Origin of the sequence: Paraburkholderia sp. MM5496-R1 (assembly GCF_050436205.1) — a bacterium.
Taxonomy (GTDB): domain Bacteria; phylum Pseudomonadota; class Gammaproteobacteria; order Burkholderiales; family Burkholderiaceae; genus Paraburkholderia; species Paraburkholderia tuberum.
On sequence record NZ_JBNDLT010000003.1, the window covers coordinates 1 to 18,744 of the forward strand.

Annotated in this window: 13 protein-coding genes and 1 pseudogene; 6 read left to right on the forward strand and 8 right to left on the reverse strand. The window is 65.7% G+C overall.

Going from position 1 to position 18,744, the window contains the following annotated elements; all coding sequences use genetic code 11:
- Positions 1 to 190 precede the first annotated feature (190 nt).
- Positions 191 to 976 (reverse strand): response regulator transcription factor, encoded by a 786-nt coding sequence (locus OKW38_RS26155; protein WP_090809728.1) that lies wholly within the window; start codon positions 974 to 976, stop codon positions 191 to 193.
- Between the two features lie 319 nt (positions 977 to 1,295).
- On the opposite strand from OKW38_RS26155, the pseudogene OKW38_RS26160 reads away from it, so the two are divergent.
- Together OKW38_RS26160 and OKW38_RS26165 are read left to right on the forward strand one after the other, a co-directional pair.
- Positions 1,296 to 1,583, forward strand: a pseudogene (locus OKW38_RS26160) (PLP-dependent aminotransferase family protein); the annotation flags it as partial.
- A 71-nt stretch (positions 1,584 to 1,654) separates the two neighbouring features.
- The gene (locus OKW38_RS26165; RefSeq protein ID WP_184047257.1) at positions 1,655 to 2,227 is read left to right on the forward strand and encodes an FUSC family protein; all 573 of its coding nucleotides are present in this window, start codon (positions 1,655 to 1,657) and stop codon (positions 2,225 to 2,227) included.
- Positions 2,228 to 2,252: 25 nt separating this feature from the next.
- On the opposite strand, the gene OKW38_RS26170 is transcribed toward OKW38_RS26165, so the two are convergent.
- A complete protein-coding gene (locus OKW38_RS26170) occupies positions 2,253 to 3,233 on the reverse strand; it encodes a cupin domain-containing protein (protein ID WP_429363849.1) in 981 nt (326 codons plus the stop codon).
- A gap of 117 nt (positions 3,234 to 3,350) precedes the next feature.
- On the opposite strand from OKW38_RS26170, the gene OKW38_RS26175 reads away from it, so the two are divergent.
- A complete protein-coding gene (locus OKW38_RS26175) occupies positions 3,351 to 3,692 on the forward strand; it encodes a carboxymuconolactone decarboxylase family protein (protein WP_429363851.1) in 342 nt (113 codons plus the stop codon).
- Between the two features lie 364 nt (positions 3,693 to 4,056).
- Here the strand turns inward: OKW38_RS26175 and OKW38_RS26180 are convergent, their stop codons facing one another.
- Complete coding sequence (locus OKW38_RS26180; protein WP_090809718.1) at positions 4,057 to 5,112, reverse strand: aldo/keto reductase; 1,056 nt, start codon at positions 5,110 to 5,112, stop codon at positions 4,057 to 4,059.
- 260 nt (positions 5,113 to 5,372) lie between these two features.
- Between OKW38_RS26180 and OKW38_RS26185 the strand changes: the two genes are divergently transcribed.
- A complete protein-coding gene (locus OKW38_RS26185; protein ID WP_429363853.1) occupies positions 5,373 to 10,175 on the forward strand; it encodes a DEAD/DEAH box helicase in 4,803 nt (1,600 codons plus the stop codon).
- A gap of 205 nt (positions 10,176 to 10,380) precedes the next feature.
- On the forward strand, positions 10,381 to 12,384 hold the full coding sequence (pdeR, locus tag OKW38_RS26190) for a cyclic di-GMP phosphodiesterase (protein WP_429333788.1): 2,004 nt from the start codon (positions 10,381 to 10,383) through the stop codon (positions 12,382 to 12,384).
- Between the two features lie 18 nt (positions 12,385 to 12,402).
- On the opposite strand, the gene OKW38_RS26195 is transcribed toward pdeR, so the two are convergent.
- Complete coding sequence (locus OKW38_RS26195) at positions 12,403 to 13,506, reverse strand: malate/lactate/ureidoglycolate dehydrogenase (RefSeq protein ID WP_429363855.1); 1,104 nt, start codon at positions 13,504 to 13,506, stop codon at positions 12,403 to 12,405.
- A gap of 123 nt (positions 13,507 to 13,629) precedes the next feature.
- Entirely contained in the window at positions 13,630 to 15,090 is a 1,461-nt protein-coding gene (locus tag OKW38_RS26200; RefSeq protein ID WP_429365537.1) for a M20 family metallopeptidase, read from the reverse strand.
- A gap of 169 nt (positions 15,091 to 15,259) precedes the next feature.
- Here OKW38_RS26200 and OKW38_RS26205 point away from each other — a divergent pair, with 169 nt between their 5' ends.
- A complete protein-coding gene (locus OKW38_RS26205; RefSeq protein WP_429363857.1) occupies positions 15,260 to 15,571 on the forward strand; it encodes a superinfection immunity protein in 312 nt (103 codons plus the stop codon).
- Positions 15,572 to 15,662: 91 nt separating this feature from the next.
- On the opposite strand, the gene OKW38_RS26210 is transcribed toward OKW38_RS26205, so the two are convergent.
- The 3 genes from OKW38_RS26210 to OKW38_RS26220 all read right to left on the reverse strand — a co-directional run bounded on the left by OKW38_RS26210 (position 15,663) and on the right by OKW38_RS26220 (position 18,661).
- On the reverse strand, positions 15,663 to 15,935 hold the full coding sequence (locus OKW38_RS26210) for a YodC family protein (protein WP_090809708.1): 273 nt from the start codon (positions 15,933 to 15,935) through the stop codon (positions 15,663 to 15,665).
- Positions 15,936 to 16,425: 490 nt separating this feature from the next.
- A complete protein-coding gene (locus tag OKW38_RS26215) occupies positions 16,426 to 17,973 on the reverse strand; it encodes an MFS transporter (protein WP_429363859.1) in 1,548 nt (515 codons plus the stop codon).
- Positions 17,974 to 18,031: 58 nt separating this feature from the next.
- Positions 18,032 to 18,661, reverse strand: coding sequence for a TetR/AcrR family transcriptional regulator (locus OKW38_RS26220; protein WP_187610801.1), 630 nt, complete (start codon positions 18,659 to 18,661; stop codon positions 18,032 to 18,034).
- Positions 18,662 to 18,744: the final 83 nt, after the last annotated feature.

An 18,744-nucleotide genomic window follows, 5' to 3' on the forward strand; every position in this document is an offset into this window, starting at 1 on the left:
CACGCTCGAAACTATCAGCGGTTGTATTCATGAGGTGTCCTCTCACCGGCTATCCGTGAGAGGCATGGAGGGTCGTTGTGAATTTGCTTTGAAGATACGCCGAACCGTATGACGACTCAATGAGTCGCCGCGCAACGAGGCGCGACCAGCGCAATCCGCTTCAGGTCGCTCATGGCCTCGTGTCGGATCGCTAGCGGAGATCGCTTTGCGCGCCCTGCTCGGACCTGTCCTTCTCCGCGACAGCGTCTTCCGGCTCGGTGCTCGCCGGCGCTTGCGCTTCCGCGCTGCCGGCATCGGCCTCGTCGAGGCGGTAGCCGTGCGTATAGATGGTCGTCAATCGCACGCCGTTGTCCGGATGCAGGGCCAGCTTGCGTCGCAGCCGGTAGATATGCGTGTCGATCGTGCGCGACGTACTATCCAGCTCGCGGCCCCACGCAAGCTTCGCCAGAAGCCGCTTGGAAACGACCCGTCCGACGTTCGCGAAGAAATAGGCCGCCACGTCGAATTCCTTTTCCGTCAACAAGATCGATTCGCCGTGCAGAAAAACACTGCGCTGCGTGACGTCGAATACATACGGCCCGACCGCGATTGCACTTTCCACCTTGATGCTGCGTCGTGTGCGACGCAACAGCGCGCCTACCCGTGCCCCCAGCTCTTTGGCCCGGAACGGCTTGACGACGTAGTCATCCGCGCCGGCGTCCAGCGCCTGTACGATGTCGACTTCCAGAAGTCGGCTAGTCACGAACAGCACCGCGGGTTCGCGGCCCAGGTGACGGCGTATCCAGTACAGCACCTCGAAGCCGCTCATGCCCGGCAATTCCCAGTCGAGCACCACGAGATCGACCTCGTTGGCCTGAAGAAAACTGATTGCGTCCTTGCCCCGCTCGACCTTGTTTATTCGATGCCCGGATTGCCCGATTTCCCTTTCGACCGAATCAGCTTGCGCGGGATCGTCTTCCACCAACAGGATATTCATCTATCACCTTTTTTCTTTCGCCCTGGCGACTTGAAGACCGGCCCGCTCGACAGATGCGGCGAAAGACATTCGCATCTGGAATTCCACTCACACGAGCAAGCAGTTCAAACAGGACGAAAAAGCCAACATAAAAAATCGCCTACGGCACCAGGTCGGCGTGAGCGGCCAGCGGCGCCGGCCCCGTATGCATTGTGAATTTCGAGAAGAAAGATAGAGCCAGTCGCCTTTCAAATCCCCCCCCTTTCGGAGGGGGGGATGGTGTTTTCGAAGGGGGGGTCATATTGCACGACCGTCCCCCTTATCAGTGATTCGATCTGGCGCGCGCGAACTATTGCCCGCCGAGCATCTGAAGAGCGACCCCGCATGCATGTTCGTGTGGTTGCGCGTGCCGCCGCCGTGGCGCTCGGACGACTTCGCGGCAAACGCGCTCGCGCGCGGGGTCAACACGATGCCCGCATCCGCGTTCGCGGTCGATCGCTCGACGGTCGAGCACGGCGTGCGCATCAACCTCGCTTGCGCCGAGTCGCGCGAGCAGTTGACGCGTGGCCTGCAGATTCTCGCGCACACGCTACGCGACCGGCCGCGCGCGCTGTTCGGCACGATCTAGCTCGCGGTGGAAGCGTGAAGCGGAGCCGCTAGAATACGGGACCCCCTGTCCAGCCGAGCCGCCTTAATCCGATGACTCCGTCCGACGATTCAAGCCCTTCCTCGCGCACGCACGCCGCCGATGCGCTGTTCGCTTTCCTGAAGACGCTGCCGCTCGGCGACCGCTTGATCGAGGGCGGCTTCATGGCCGTGCAGGCCGTGGCAGGCGCGAGTCTCGCGTTCGGCATCGGTCGCGCGCTGCACACCGAGCAGGCGTTCTGGGCCGCCATCACCGCGATCGCGGTGAGTCAGCATAGTTATATCGACACCCGCAAGCTGTCGCGCGACCAGTTCATCGGTGCGATGGTCGGCGGTATTTGCGGGTTGATCGGCACGCTCGCGGGCGGCGGCCATTTTGCCGCGTACGCGGCGACCGTGGCGGTCGCGATCCTGATCTGCTGGGTCGTCAACGTCGGCAGCGCAGCGCGCCTCGGCGGCATCACCGCGACGATCATGCTGCTGGTGCCAGGCATCGGCACGGCGTGGGACAAGGCCTTTCTGCGGCTTGCCGAAGTGACGCTCGGCACGGTCTGCGCGCTCGTGGTCGCGCGACTGATGGCGTCGTTCGAAAGGCGCGTGTTCAGCAAGGGCGGACCGCCCAGATAGAATCGCCCACGCGTTGAGTCTTTAGTCACTCATCCAGAGCATCGTCCGTTGGTGTGCGGCGCCGGTAACGTCCCGGCGTCACACCGACGCTTTGCGCGAACGCCTTGCCGAACGCCGCCTCCGATTGATAGCCGACCGCCTCGCCGATGTCCGCCGCGCTGCGTTGTGTGCGCAACAGCAGATCGCTGGCGATCGCCATGCGGATCTGCGTCAGAAAATCCATCACGGTCACGCCCGCGCGCTCGTTGAAGTGGCGCGCGTAGGTCGCGCGCGACATCGCCGCGCGCTCGCCGAGTTCAGAGATCGTCCATGCGCGTTCGGGCGCGTCGAGCATGGCCTGCACCGATGCGCCGAGGCGTGCGTCCGTCAGCAACGCGAGCATCCCGGTGCCGTTCGCATTGCGCTCGCCGTGCACGCGCAGTGCCATCGCGAACAGCGCGTGGCTCAAGGCCGTCACGATCGCGAGCGCGCCAGGCTGACGCCGCTCCGCTTCGCCGCGCATCAGAGTGATCACCGCCTGCAACGCATCGAGCGTTTGCGCATCCCCGAGCGATACGTGCAGCGGATCGGGCAGCACATTGAGCAGCAACGCCGATGAACCAGGTGCATAGACGAAGCGGCCGCACAGCAGATCGACGCCGTCATGAACCGCGCTGTCGTTGGGCGCGTGCGCGGCCGTGGCAGTGGTTTCGTGGCCATCGTTGCGCCGCACCGGCAGCATGCCGTCATGCCCGAGCGTCAACGGCAGGCCACCCGCCGAGCGCTTTACGTCGCGCATGCGATGCGCGGCGCCACGCGGAAACAGCATGAAATCGCCGGCCCGCAATTCGAGCGGCTCGCCGGCGGCGGTCTCGATCACACAACTGCCGTCGAGCACCAGATGAAACGGCGCGACGCCCGCCTCCAGCGGCGCATGATCGATGTCGAATGCGCCTGATAGCAGGCAGCGAAGATCGAGACTCGCTTGAGGCCGGGCAAGGTCGATCAGGCGACTGAGCGTGTCCATGAGACGAGCGCGCTAAAAGTTGAGTCGAATGAGTATTCAGGATATCGCGGCGCGGCGCAATACTTTGTCCCACGACGCCGGCAACCGCCGGCGCGCAACGGACCAAGGAGCACTGCGATGTTGAACTGGATCGATTACCGCAAGGAACTGTTCGGCCGTATCGGCGAAATGACGAAGCTCGCGCCCGAAAGCGTGAAGGCGTATCAGGCGATGTCGAGCGCCGGTCAGAAGACCGACCTGCTCGGCGCGAAAATGCGCGAGCTGATTGCGCTCGCGGTAGCGGTCAGCCTGCGCTGTGACGGCTGTATCACGGTCCATACGGCCGAGGCGCTGAAGCACGGCGCGACCCGCGAGGAAATCGCCGAAGCGCTCGGCGTCGCGATGGCAATCAACGCGGGCGCGACGCTGGTGTACTCGGCGCGCACGCTGGACGCGGTCGCCGCGCATACGCAGGGGTAAGCGAGGTTGATGATTAGCCGCAGCGACCGCCAAGTCATCGTCCGTCCTTACGTGCCGCATCGACCGATCATGTCCGGCGATGCGGCGCGCGGCCCTTGTTGAAGCGATCGATCAAACGCGTACCGGCCCGATGACCGTTCTCAGAACTGAATCGTCGTGCGAGACTTTCAGTCTCGCGGACGTCGAGACCTGAGCGAGTGCCGAAACGAAATGGCCGCGGAGAACCTGAGAGCGGTGGATCGTCTTCACGAGTTGGCGTTTTTTCCAGTCGACCCGCCTCAGGCCCACGCGCGCGAGCATGAAACTCGCGCGGCCCATCGATGAAGATTCGGGCTTCCAGGGCGAACGCGAGTACGCCGTCGCGTTATCGCTGCACGACGTGCCGAACCTCGGCCAGTTGCTGCCGGCGTTGCTCGCCCTGCCGCTCCAGCATCCAGCCGGGGTACTCCGCCGGCAGCGCGCTGACTTCGGCCAGCTTCGCGAGCTCATCGGCGGATAGCGCGACGTTGGTCGCCGCGATGTTGTCGTCGAGCTGCTCGATTTTCTTCGCGCCGACGATCACCGTGCTGACGACACGCTGATGCAGCAGCCACGCCAGCGCGATCTGCGCGACCGAGACGTTTTTCGCTGCAGCGATTTTGCGCATCACGTCGATGCAGTCATACGCGCGCTCGCGATCGACAGGCGGAAAATCGAAGTTCGTGCGACGGCTGCCCGCCTCGGCCTGCTGCTCGCGTCCGTATTTGCCGCTCAGCAAACCGCCGGCGAGTGGACTCCACACCATCAGGCCGAGGCCTTCGCTTTGCAGCATCGGCACGAGTTCGCGTTCGAGATCGCGGCCCGCGAGGGTGTAATACGCCTGCAGCGTTTCGAAGCGCGCGGTGCCGAGCCGCTCGGCGATGCCGAGCGCCTTCGCGATCTGCCACGCGGCCCAGTTCGACACGCCGACGTAGCGCACGTGGCCGTGCTGCACGAGCGTATCGAGCGCGCGCACGGTTTCTTCGATCGGCGTGGCGGGATCGAAACCGTGGATCTGATACAGGTCGACGTGATCGAGTTGCAGACGCTTCAGGCTCGCCTTGATGCCGTCGAGGATGTGATAGCGCGACGCGCCGCGCGCGTTTGCGAACTCGCCGGTCTGGCCGAACACCTTGGTCGCGATCACGACCTTGTCGCGCGGTACTTGCAGATTCTTCAGCGCCTGGCCGGTGATCTGCTCGGACAGGCCGCCCGCGTAAACGTCGGCGGTGTCGATGAAATTGATGCCCGCGTCGAGCGCCCGGCCGACCAGCCGCTCCGCGTCGTTCTGCTGCAGATCGCCGATCTGCCGCCAGATGCCTTCGCCACCGCCGAAGGTCATCGTGCCCAAACACAACTCTGAAACAAACACACCGGTACGGCCCAACTGGTTATATCGCATGTCGACGCTCCATCGTGGGTGCAGGAAGAGTCGTCAAGCGTACTGGAATTGGCGGAGGTTGGTAGGAGTGGCACACACGCCGCAAAGACTACGAATTCCAGCAGCGGCGCGAAGCCCGATGCGCCGCGCACGAGCCGCGAAAACCTGCGAGACTGACGGCTATTGCGCCGTCAGCGTGGAATGACCCACAACCGCCAAAACGGTCGACATTGCCCGGTACCGACTGGATATCCCCCCGCGCCGCCCTCATCTGCACAAGCATGACTTCGGCAAAGACTTCCGCCGCACTCGACGCGGCGCCCCGCTCCCGCAAGACCCGCTCCACCGCGAGCGCGGCGCGCCCCGCCGCGCCAGCCTTACCGCCAGCCCAGCAGGCGCTCGACGGTTTTCACCCAGCCGTCGCCAACTGGTTCCAGCAAACCTTCGCCGCCCCGACCGACGCACAAGCCGCCGCGTGGCCGCAGATCCGCAGCGGCCGCTCGACGCTGGTCGCCGCGCCGACGGGCTCCGGCAAGACCCTGACCGCATTCCTGTCCGCGCTGAACGAGCTGGTCTCGCAAGGCCTCGCGAACGGCGGCACGCTGCCCGACGAAACGCTGGTCGTCTACGTGTCGCCGCTGAAGGCGCTTTCGAACGACATCCGCCTGAATCTGCAACTGCCGCTGCAAGGCATCGCCGCCGAACTCGACAGGCTCGGCCTGCCGCCGCTCGACATTCGCACCGCGGTGCGCACCGGTGACACCACGCAGCAGGAACGCAATGCGTTGAAAAAGCGCGCGCCGCACATTCTCGTGACGACGCCCGAGTCGCTGTACGTGCTGCTCGGCTCGGATTCTGGCCGCCGCATGCTGGCGACGGTGCGCACGGTGATCGTCGATGAGATTCATGCGCTCGCCGGCAGCAAGCGCGGCAGTCATCTCGCGCTGAGCCTCGAACGGCTCGACGCGCTCTGCGCCCGGCGCCTGCCGCGCATCGGGCTGTCGGCGACGCAAAAGCCGGTCAGCGCGGTCGCGCGGTTTCTGGTCGGCGGCGCGAGCCTCGAGAGCGACGTACCGGCCGGGTGCGCGGTGATCGACGTCGGCCACGTCCGCGCGCGCGACCTCGCGCTCGAGATCCCGCCGGTGCCGCTCGAAGCGGTGATGGCCAACGAAGTGTGGGAGCGCGTCTACGACCGGCTCGCCGAGCTGGTCGCGCAGCATCGCACCACGCTGATCTTCGTCAACACGCGCCGGATGGCCGAGCGCGCCGCGCGTCATCTGACCGAGCGGCTCGGCAAGGACGCGGTCGCTGCGCATCACGGCAGTCTCGCGAAAGAACATCGTTTCGACGCCGAACAGCGCCTGAAACGCGGCGAGCTGCGCGTGCTGATCGCGACCGCTTCGCTCGAACTCGGCATCGATATCGGCGACGTCGACCTCGTCTGCCAGATGGGTTCGCCACGCGCGATCGCGCCGTTCCTGCAACGCGTCGGCCGCTCGGGCCACCACGTCGGCGGCATGCCGAAGGGGCGGCTCTTTCCCGCCTCGCGCGACGACCTGCTCGAATGCGCGGCGCTGCTCGATTGCGTGCGGCGTGGCGAACTCGATGCGCTACGCATCCCGCGCGCGCCGCTCGACGTGCTCGCGCAACAGATCGTCGCGGAAGTGTCGAGCGCCGAGTGGAGCGAGGATGCGCTGTTCGACATGCTGCGGCGCGCAGCGCCGTACGCGGATCTGTCGCGCGAGCAATACGACGCGGTGCTGCGCATGCTCGCCGAGGGCTACACGAGCCGCCACGGTCCGCGCGCCGCGTACGTGCATCGCGATGCGGTAAGCGGCACGCTGCGCGGCCGGCGCGGCGGCAAGCTGGTCGCCGTGACGTCGGGCGGCACGATCCCCGAAAACGCCGATTACGCCGTCGTGCTCGAACCGCAGGCGATCAACATCGGCACCGTCAACGAGGACTTCGCGGTCGAAAGCCTCGCCGGCGATGTGTTCCAGCTCGGCAACGCGTCGTATCGGATTCTGCGAATCGAGAGTGGCCGGGTGCGGGTCGAGGACGCACAAGGGCAACCGCCGAACATTCCGTTCTGGCTCGGCGAGGCGCCGGGGCGCAGCGACGAGCTGTCTTTCGCGGTCGCGAGATTGCGGGAGCAGGTCGAGCGTTTGCTGACGGAGGGCGAACCGGCGTCACACGCGGTTGCGTCGGTGCCAATCGCCGCGGCGCAATTCGAAGCAGCCGCAACGCCCGCGAAATCCGCGGCAAAGAGAGGACGCAAAGCGAAAGCTGCCGTGGCGCAGAGCGCGACGCAGACCACAACGGCGTCCGCAACCGCCGCAGCCACGTTGCCCGCGAGCGAAGCCGAACCCACGACCGCGCGCCTCGACCACGCCATCGCCTGGCTCGCCGACGAGCTCGCGCTCGACGAGCCCGCCGCGCGCCAGATCGTCGAATACCTGGCGCGTGCCCGCGCCGCGCTCGGCGTACTGCCGACGCAGAGCACGCTGGTGATGGAGCGCTTCTTCGACGAATCGGGCGGCACCCAGCTCGTGATCCACTCGCCGTTCGGCAGCCGCGTGAACCGCGCGTGGGGGCTCGCGCTGCGCAAGCGCTTCTGCCGCAGCTTCAACTTCGAGTTGCAGGCCGCCGCCACCGAAGACGCGATCGTGCTGTCGCTGACCGGCAGCCACTCGTTCGTGCTCGACGAGGTCTGGCGCTATCTGCACTCGAACAGCGCCGAACGTCTGCTGATCCAGGCACTGCTCGATGCGCCGTTGTTCGGCGTGCGCTGGCGCTGGAACGCGACGACCGCGCTCTGCCTGCCGCGCTACACGGGCGGCCGCAAGACCGCGCCGCAACTGCAGCGCATGCGCAGCGAGGATCTGCTCGCGAGCGTGTTTCCCGAGCAGGCCGCGTGTCTGGAGAACGTCGTCGGCGAACGCGAGGTGCCGCGCCACCCCTTAGTCGACCAAACCATCGACGACTGTCTGCATGACGCGATGGACAGCGAACGCTGGCTCGCGCTGCTGCGCCGCATCGAGCGCGGCGAGTTGCGGCTCGTCGCGCGTGATCTGCCGGCGCCGTCACCGCTCGCCGCCGAAATCCTGACCGCGAAGCCCTACGCGTATCTCGACGACGCGCCGATCGAGGAGCGCCGCACCCAGGCGGTGCTGAACCGCCGCTGGACGGACCCTGAAAGCGCCGACGATCTTGGCGCGCTCGACGCCGCCGCGATCGACAGCGTGCGCGACGAGGCGTGGCCGCAGGCGCGCAACGCCGACGAAATGCACGAAGCGCTGACGGGCCTCGCGTGCATCACCGGGGCCGAGGCGCTCGCGCACGAGGATTGGCCGACGCTGCTTGCGGCGTTGGCGAAAGCCGGCCGGGCGACGCGCTTGCCGCTGGCCGCGCAAGCCAACGCGAGCACGGGCAACGACAACGCCAGCGACAGCGCCAGCGACAGCGGCAGCGCACTGTGGCTGCCCGCCGAACGCCTGACCTGTTTCGAAGCGCTGTACCCCGGCATCGCGCGCAATCGCTACATGCCGCCGCTGAGCGCCCCGAAGGGCTACACCGAGAACTGGAGCGCCGACGACGCGCTCGTCGACGTGTTGCGCGCGCGGCTGACCGGCTTCGGCCCGCTGACGGTCGAGGCGATCGCGCGCCCGCTCGGTTTGCCGGCCGACCGGATCGAACAGGCGCTGATCAGGCTCGAAGCCGAAGGCTATCTGTTGCGCGGCCGCTTCACGCCGCACACGAGCGACGAGGAATGGTGCGAACGACACCTGCTCGCACGCATCCACCGCTACACGGTGAGGCGGCTGCGGCGTGAGATCGAGCCGGTCGAGCGGCACGACTTCATGCGCTTCCTGTTCGAATGGCAGCATCTGACGCCGACGACTCAGCATCTGACGCCGACGACTCAGCATCTGACGCCGACGACACAGCATCTGACGCCGACGGCTCAGCATCTGACGCCGACGGCTCAGCATCTGGCGCCGACGTCGCGCGCCGAAGGCCGCGACGCGCTCGCCGCCGCGCTCGACCAGCTCGAAGGCTTCCAGGCTGCGGCCGGCGCGTGGGAGGAAGACATCCTGCCCGCGCGCGTGCGTGCCTACACCAGCAGTTCGCTCGATGAGCTATGCCGCGCCGGCAAGATCGTCTGGACCCGCCTGACCGAGCGGGCGCGCGGCGCCGCCGGTCCGGTCCGCGGCACGCCGATCGTGCTGCTGCCGCGCGTCCAGCTGCGTGCGTGGCGCGCGCTGCTCGATCCGGCGCGCCAGGTCGAGTTGTCGGCGCTCGCGCAAAGCGTGCACGACACCCTCGCGCAACACGGCGCGATGTTCTTCGACGAACTGCTCGCCGAGGTGCGCGTGCTGCGCATGGAGCTCGAAAACGCGCTCGGCGAGCTGGTCGCGGCCGGCCTCGCGAACTCCGACAGCTTCGCGGGCTTGCGCGCGTTGCTGAAGCCGGTCGCCAAGCGCAACGCATTTTCCAGCAGCCGGCGCGCGCGAGCGAGCGCGCTGATCGGCGGCATGGACGACGCGGGGCGTTGGGCGCTCGTGAGCCGTCCGCCCGCCGTTGCGCCGGAAAATCCCCCCGAACGGCGGCGCCAGTTGCCGCCCGAGGCGCTCGAACACGTCGCAATGACGTTGCTGCGCCGCTACGGTGTCGTGTTCTGGCGCGTGCTCGAACGCGAGGCCGAATGGCTTCCGCCGTGGCGCGATCTGCTGCGCGTTCTGCAGCGGCTCGAGGCGCGCGGCGTGATCCGCGGCGGGCGGTTCGTCAACGGACTCGCGGGCGAGCAGTTCGCGCTGCCCGAGGCGATTCCGCTGCTGCGCGAGGTGCGCCGGCAGCCGAACGACGGTGCACTTATTTGCGTTGCTGGGACCGATCCGCTGAATCTCGTCGGCACGCTGCTGGTCGGCGACAAGATGCCGGCCGTGACCGGAAACCGCGTGCTGTATCGCGACGGCGTGGTGGCGGCCACGCTGGTGGCCGGCAAGTTCCGGTTCGACGCGGCGCTCGACGCCAACCCGCCCGAACGCGAACGCGCCCGCGCGCTGCTGGCGCGCCGCCTCTAGCAACGTCATCGTGGCGTCGTTCTGGCGGGTAATAATCGCGCCGCGCGCGGCCGCGCCGGCCCATACTCATGCTTAGCAAAACGTTAATGATTCTTCGCTCGAATTGTCACGCTTAGATACAATGAGGCAGTTTCACTTTAGTATGAGGAAGACTGTCTGCCGCCGCCCGCCTTGCTACGGACCGCCGGCACACTCCGGGGATTTCATGAGCGACCAGCTACACGACCAGGTGCTTCACGCGCGGTTCGGCACGAGCAGCCCTTGCTGGCGCCTGGCGGCCGCCAGCGACACGCTGGAACTCGTGCCTGCGCACGGCCACGCGGCTGTCGGCGTCGCCATTTCCCTCACCTCTTCTCAAGCTTCCCAGGTCCGCGCGCTGAGCGGCGTGACCTCCCACGTCGTCGTCGACGTTCAGTTGGACGCCGCGCCGCTGCGGCTGCATCTGGTCGGCAAGAAACTCGATTGTCATGGCTGGGGCGGCACCGCGTCGGCCGATGGCGACACCGAATCCGTCGCGCGAGCGCTGCTGCACGGTCTGTCGTTCGCTGAACAGGTCGTCTCGGAGGTCAATTCGGTCGTCGTGATCGTTGACCGGAACGGCCGGATACAGCGCTTCAACCGGCTCGCCGAGGAGCTGACCGGGCTCAGCGAAGAGGACATCATCGGCCGCAGCGTCTGGACGTTGTTCATGTCGTCCGACGACGACCGGGTCTCGAACGAGGTCAGCGCGAATTTTTTCAATCGTGGCGAACCGTACGAGATTGAACGGCGCATTAAAACGGTGCACGGCGAACGGCTGTTCCTGTTTCGCAACAAATTCGTGCGCAGCGGCAGCGGCATCGAAGAGCAGTTCCTGATCTGCTCGGGTACCGACATCACCGAGCAACGGCTCGCGCAGGACCGCCTGATCGAGCAGGCCACCACCGACCCGCTCACTGGCCTCGCCAATCGCAACGCGATCCAGGAGCGCATCCAGATCGCGATCGAACTGGCGGCGCCGGGCGAAACCGTCGGCGTCCTGTTTCTCGATCTCGACAACTTCAAGAAGGTCAACGATCACTACGGCCACGTGTTCGGCGACCGCCTCATCTGCGACGTGTCGGACGCGATCCGCGACTGCCTGAATCCGGGCGACTCGCTCGCGCGTCTGGGCGGCGACGAATTCATCGTGCTCGCGGCGAAGGGCTTCGCGCATGAACTGGAAAACACCGCGCAGCGCATTCTCGATCGTATGCGCATGCCGTTCGCTGTCGGGCTCGTCGAGGTCTATACCGGCTGCTCGATCGGCATCGCGCGTTCGCCCGAGCATGGCGAAACCCTCGAATCGCTGATCCGTTCGGCCGACACGGCGATGTACGTCGCGAAGGACGAAGGCAAGCGCACGCATCGCGTGTTCTCGCCGGACATGAATCGCCGCGTCGCGGAGTTCATGTGGCTCGACACGAATCTGCGCCGCGGACTCGACGAAGGCCAGTTGGCGCTGCACTATCAGCCGAAGCTGAACCTCGCGACGGGCGCCGTGCAAGGCGCCGAAGCGCTGGTGCGCTGGAATTCGCCGGAGCGCGGCCAGATCATGCCGGCGGAATTCATCCGTTATGCCGAGGAATCCGGACTGATCGGCGTGCTCGGCCGCTGGGTGATGGAAACCGCAGCGAAACAGGCGGCCCGCTGGAAAGCGGCCGGCTATGACCTGCGCGTCGCGATCAACGTGTCGGCGCGACAGCTCACGGATACAGCCGTGGTCCGCCATTTCACCGAGGCATTGCAGCACGCGAGTCTCGATCCATGCCTCGTCGACCTCGAACTGACCGAAAGCTGCCTGATCGAAAACGAAGCGGCCGCGATCGAGCTGATCAAGCAGTTCCGCCAACTCGGCGCGCAGGTGCATCTCGACGACTTCGGCACCGGCTACTCGTCGCTGTCGCAACTCGGCCGTATTCCGCTCGACGTGATCAAGCTCGACCGCAGCTTCACGCGCTCGATCCACGCGGATATGAAGGCACAGGCGCTGGTGCGCTCGATGGTCGCCGTCGCGCAGGAGCTCGATTTCCAGGTGGTCGCCGAAGGGATCGAAACCGAGGCGGAAGAAGCCTTCATGAAGGGGCTCGGCGTCGATTACGTGCAGGGCTTCCTGTACGCGAGGCCGATGCCCGCCACCGAGTTCGAGCGCTGGCTGCTCGATAGGCGCAAGCTCAGACTGATCGCCTGAGCCCTGCCGTCGCGCGCTTCAGCCGAGGCGCGCGGACCAACCACCCACTTCGTCTTCATCCATCCCGACGGCGCGCGCCGCGCAGTGGATTTGCGTCCACGTAGCCGCGTCGATCGGAATGCCGGCGGCCTCACGCTGCGCGCGCGTCATGCGCTCGGGCTCGCCGGGTTCGTAGATGCGCTCCGCGCCCGCCGCGAGCGGCGACGCCTTCACCCACGCGAGGAACGCATCGGCTTCGGCTTGCGCATCGGGCGCGTCGAATGCGGTGGGATCGATGATCACCGATAGCATGCAGTTGATGATCGCGTGCGTGGTACCGAGCGTGTCCGCATGCGTCGTGAAGCCGCCCGACAGCGCGCCGCCGAAAATCTCGCAGATCGCCGCGAGCCCGAAACCCTTGTAGCCGCCGAACGGCGTCAGCGCGCCGAACGGCGCTTCGTGCATGACTTTCGGTTCGAGCGTGGGCATGCCTTCGTGATCGATCAGCGCGCCGGGTGGTGTGTGCTTGCCCTGGTTATAAGCGACGCGCGTCTTGCCGAACGCGATCGTGCTGGTCGCGAAGTCGAGCACCAGCGGCGGTTTGCCGGGCCGCGGATAAGCGGCGCAGAACGGATTCGTGCCGATGCGCCGGTCCGCGCCGCCGAATGGCGCGACGAGCGGATCGCCCGCCACGTTGACGAAGTGAAACGACACCAGCCCGGCGCGCGCGCACTGCTCGGCCCAATGCCCGATGCGGCCGATATGATGCGCGCCGCGCAAGCCCACCGCGCAGACGCCGAGCCGCCGCGCGCGCTCGATGCCCCGCTCCATCGCCTCGAACGCGATCACCTGACCGAAACCCTTGCCGCCTTCGACGGTCAGTACCGCGCCCGCGTCCTTCACGACGTCGGCGTGTCGATTCAGTTGCAGTTGCTGGTCGGCGAGCGATTCGACATAGCGCGGGATCATGCCGACGCCGTGTGAGTCGTGCCCGGTCAGATTCGCGGCCACCAGGTGATCGGCCACCAGCTCCGCTTCGCGCGGCGTACTGCCCGCTCGCTCCCAGATCGCTCTGACGTAGCCATGCAGTTGATCGGCCGGAATCCGGGGCGTGGTGGTTTGGGCAGTCTGGGAGTCGGTCATTCAGCGTGTCGGTGAGGTTCGAACGGAAGGAATGAAACGGCGGGAAAAACAGCTGCATCAAAGCAGCATCGATAAACAGCGGGCCCGGGTCACGCCCGAGCCCCACTCAAACGAAACCAGAACTCACGGCGCCGCGGCAATCACTTCGGCAACCGCGGCCGTCAGCTTCTTGCCGTACGGCACGTGCAGGAACTCGTTCGGCCCATGTGCGTTCGACTTCGGCCCGAGCACGCCGCACACCATGAACTGCGACTTCGGGAAGCCCGCCTTCAGCACGTTCATCAACGGGATCGTGCCGCCGAGACCCATGTAGGCCGCGTCGGCGCCGAAGTGCTGACGCGACGCATCGTTGAGTGCGGTGGCGAGCCACGGCGCGACCTCCGGTGCGTTCCAGCCGCTCGCCGCGCCCGCATCCGGCTTGAACGTGACCTTCGCGTTGTACGGCGGATCGAATTCGAGCAGCGTCTTCAGTTCGGCGACCGCCTTCTCCGCTTCGATGGTCGGCGGCAGCCGCAGCGACAGCTTGAACGCCGTGCGCGGACGCAGCACGTTGCCGGCGTCGGCGAGCGCGGGCAAGCCAGCCGCGCCCGTCACCGACAGCGACGGACGCCACGTCGAATTGAGCAGCGCCTCGCGCGGATCGGTCGTGGTGGGCAGCACCTGACGGCCGTCCTGGCCGCACGCCCACGGCATCTTCTTCCAGACCTCATCGCCGAGAATCTTTGCGGCGGCCTCCGCTTCGCGCAGACGATCGGCCGGCACCGTGCAGTGGAAGCCCTTCGGCAGCAGCGTGCCGTTGGCGGAGTCTTCGAGACGGTCGAACAGTTGCCGCATGATGCGGAAGCTCGACGGCACGATGCCGCCGTAGACGCCCGAGTGAATCCCTTCGTCGAGCACCTGCACTTCGAGATCGCCGCCGACGAGGCCGCGCAGCGACGTGGTCAGCCACAGCTGATCGTAATTGCCCGCGCCCGAATCGAGACACACGACCAGCCCGACGTTGCCGAGCCGCTCGCGCAGCGCGTCGACGTAGGGCAGCAGATCGTAGCTGCCCGACTCCTCGCAGGTTTCGATCAGCCCGACGCAGCGCGGACGCTCGACACCCTGTGCATCGAGCGCGGCGAGCGCCGTCAGGCTCGCATAGATCGCGTAGCCGTCGTCCGCGCCGCCGCGGCCGTAGAGCTTGCCGTCTTCGAACTTCGGCGTCCACGGACCGAGGTCGTTGCGCCAGCCATCGAACTCGGGCTGCTTGTCGAGGTGGCCATAGAGCACGACGGTTTCGTCGCTGCCCGAGCGCGTCGCGGCCGTCTCGAAGAAGATCACCGGCGTGCGGCCCGGCAGGCGGATCACCTCGAGCTTCAGGCCGCGCACCGGTTGCTGCTCGGCCCATTGTGCCGCGTCGGTGATCACGCGCTCCAGATAACCGTGTTTCGCCCAGTCGGGATCGAACGCCGGACTCTTGGCCGGCACCGCGATGTAGTCCGTCAGCGCGGGCACGATCTCGTCGTTCCACTTGCGCTCGACGAATTCTCGTAGCGTGTCCGGGTTGAGTTGAGCCTGCTGGGTCGTGTCGTCGGTGATCATGATCGGGTCCGTGAAGTACTGTTCGGTCGAAACGATCATGATAGTCCCGATGCGTGTCGGGCTGAACCCCTTGCGGTGATTGGGGTGGAGACTGGAACGCGCAGGTGCGAGGCGCGCGGCCGCCATTCGCGCGACAATCGCTACATGCATCGTGCATCAGGGAGCTTGTATGGGTGGCAACGTGGCCGTTCAGGCCATCGGCGCGGCGTTCGCGCTGGCGCTGTATTTTCTGCCGGCGATCATCGCGGACCGGCGCAAGCGCCGCGACGTGCTGACGCTCGCGCTCTTCAATGCCTGCCTGGGCTGGACCGTGCTCGGCTGGCTGCTCGCGCTGTATTGGGCGCTACAGCCGAATCCGGCGGAGAGCCTCGCGCGGGACGTCGTGGCGACACGCAAGGTGTCGACCTTGCGCGCGTTTTCGTCGGCGCTGACGCTGCGCGTGCGGCGACGCGAGGCCGCGCGCGACCGGCCCGAGCGCTGAAACGATTCGGGCGGCTCGAGCAAGACGAGCAGCAAACGAACTACAGGAAACCGATTGATTGACGTGCACGGGCGTCACTCAGGGGCGTCAGTCAGGCCGCGCGCCCGATGCGACTCCACTGTACCGAGCCCGCCGGAATGGAGCGCGGCTCCGCACGCACGGCTTGCGCGGCAAAGCTTTCGTGGCGCAGTTCGCCGTGTTCGTCGAACCACTCGCAGATCACCCAGTCGCCGGGATTCAGCGCGACCGGACCTGCGTACGTCACGGTCATGCGCGGGCCCCCTTCTTTTAACTTGACGACGTCGCCCACATTGAAGGCGGCGGCGGATGTTGTCTGGAATGCGTCAATGGTAGCGGTCAGCATATTGGGTCCCCCTATCTTGAGCGTTTATTAAGTTGAGCCCGGCTTTATCGACTCCGACCTGTTGAACGTACACTCTAAAGTTAAGACAGATTAACAATCGAATTTAAACGCGGCAAGCGCTTTTTTATTGATACCGTTTTCACTAGACCCGGAGTCCATGCTCGCTGGCTAAAGTTCTCGGCATTACCGAAAAACAATCATCGCGACACCTTGCGGCTAACCCTATGTGCGCTACCGCACAAACGCAACACTTACTGTAGGCCGTTTGCAGGCCGGTAGAAAATGCGAGGTCGATTTCGTCTGATTACAAAAAGCTGATGCGATGTCGTCGAGCCGTTAATCGGAATGAGCCAGTTTGATCAAAATCAGAATTATCTGTGAACGAGTAGATCGCCGGTAAATACGATGCAGTTGGTTATACCGCTTCGTTCAAATTGAACAATTTTTTTCAGCAAGCTAACAAATGAAAACGATTACCAGCGGATTAATTTCAAACTGCCGGGGCCACCGAGCGCCGCACGCCTTGCTGATGACGTACCAGCAGCACGCTCAGGCCAATACACACGAACATCAGCACGGCATTGATAGCGAGGCTCAGCTGGAACGCGTGCGCATAAGAGGCGGGTGCCGAACGGCCGCCGAGCGCCCCGAAGAACGCGCCGCTGATCGCCGCGGTGCCGAACGCGGAGCCGATCTGCAACGTCGACGAGACCACACCCGATGCAAGCCCGGCCTTCTCGGGCACCACCTCCTGCAGCACGATGCGCATGATCGACGGCAACAGCAGACCATGTCCGACGCCCGCGCACACTAGCCCGCAGTAGAACAGCAGATCGGGCGTCGCGGATCGGGTCGCGGACCAGCCGGTCGCAGTGAAGCCCAGCGTCATCATCGAGAAACCAAGCGTCAGCACATGGGCGCCGATGCGCTTGACCACGGCCGGCGACGTCAACGGCCCGATCACGAAGCCGAGCGCGAACGGCATGATCGCGATGCCCGACGCGAGCGGCGTCCAGTGCAGGCCGGTTTGCAGAAAGATGCCGTAGGTCAGGAAGAACGCGCTATTGCAATAGAACAGGAACGCGAGCACGAGACCGAGCGCGAACGCGCGATTGCGGAACAGTTGCAGATCGACGAGCGGATGGCCGCCAGCGCGCTCGACGCGCCGCTCGGTCGCGACGAACAGCGCGAACACCGGCACCGCGAGTGCGAACATGGCGAAGGTCCACGCGGGCCAGCCCGCTTCACGGCCATGCGTCATCGGATAGATGACGAGCAGCAACACCGCCGACAGCAGCGCGACGCCCTTCAGATCGACGCCGGTACGCGTGGCCGGCTGGTTCTCCGGCACGAACTTCCATGTGCCGATGAACGCCGCGATGCCGATCGGGATGTTGATCAGGAAGATCACGCGCCAGTCGAGCCCGAACGGGTGATACGTGATCAGCGCGCCGCCGCCGAGTTGCCCGACGATCGACGACAAGCCGAACACGAAGCCATACAGACTCATCACGCGCGTCTGCTGATGCAACGGCACGACCGCACGAATCGTCGCGAGCACTTGCGGCGCCATCACCGCGGCCGCGATGCCTTGCACGATGCGCGAGATCACGAGCATGTGGCCGCTCGTCGCGAAGCCGCACAACGCCGACGCGATCACGAAAGCCGCCATGCCCGTCATGAACATGCGACGGCGGCCGAACAGATCGCCAAGGCGGCCCCCCGTGATCAGCAGCACCGCGTAGGCGGACGCATAAGCCGACACGACGAGTTGCAGTTGCGCGTCGCTCGCGTTGAGGCCCGTGTGAATCGACGGCAGCGCCAGATTGACGATGAAGTAATCGAGCGGCGCGAGAAAGGCGCCGACGAACAGCACGGCGAGCGCGAGCGCCTGGCGCTGAAAGCCGGGCGCCGACGCTTTGGCGGCGACAGCCATGCCGGCCATCGCCGGGCCGGGACCGCTCACGGCTGCGCTCGCCGCACAACTGACGGACCCACCGAATGCCGCCGAAGCGGACTTGATTGCCTCACGTTTCATGACCGATCGTTCAAAAATTGGTTAAAAAATTTTTGCGCCACTGCTCGCGGACGAGGCGTTACACCAGCGCGCGCATCGCCACATCGACGATACCGATCAGCGCATCTTGCTGATGCGCGACCCGCCCCATGACCCGCAAGCCCTGCATCACGCATAGCAGGAAATCGCCGACGGCTTTTTCGTCGAGCGTCGAATCGAATGCGCCGCTCGCCTGACCGCGGATCACCGCCGCCGCGAGCAAAGTCGCCATGCGGCGCTGAATCGTGGCGACGCGCGCGCGCAGCACTTCGTCATCGGGCTGCATTTCGAGCGTCGTATTCGTAATGAAACAGCTGCGCCGGCCGCTCAATGCGCAGGACACCCTCGCGTAGTGGAGCAGCGCGTCGCGCAGCGCCTGCTCCGGCTCGGCCGTCGCGCTCAGTCGCTGCGCAAGCCGCGCGACCGCGCCTTCCGAGTAATGATCCAGCGCGGCGAGCATGATGCCGTGCTTGTCGCCGAATACGCCGTACAGGCTGCCGCGCAGCAGACCGGTGGCCTTGCACAGATCGTCGATCGACGTCGCGTGGTAGCCGTGATCCCAGAACACCTGGCTCGCGTTCGCCAGCACAGTGGCCGTGTCGAACTCGCGCGGACGGCCGCGCTGACACGTTTCGCCGGCTTTTTTCGCGGCTTGCTTTGAATGACTCAATTGCGATGACCTTGTTGCCTGGTTGCGTCGGTCCGTTGATATTATGACTGGATGTTCAATAAATCAAGGATGGCATTCCGTAG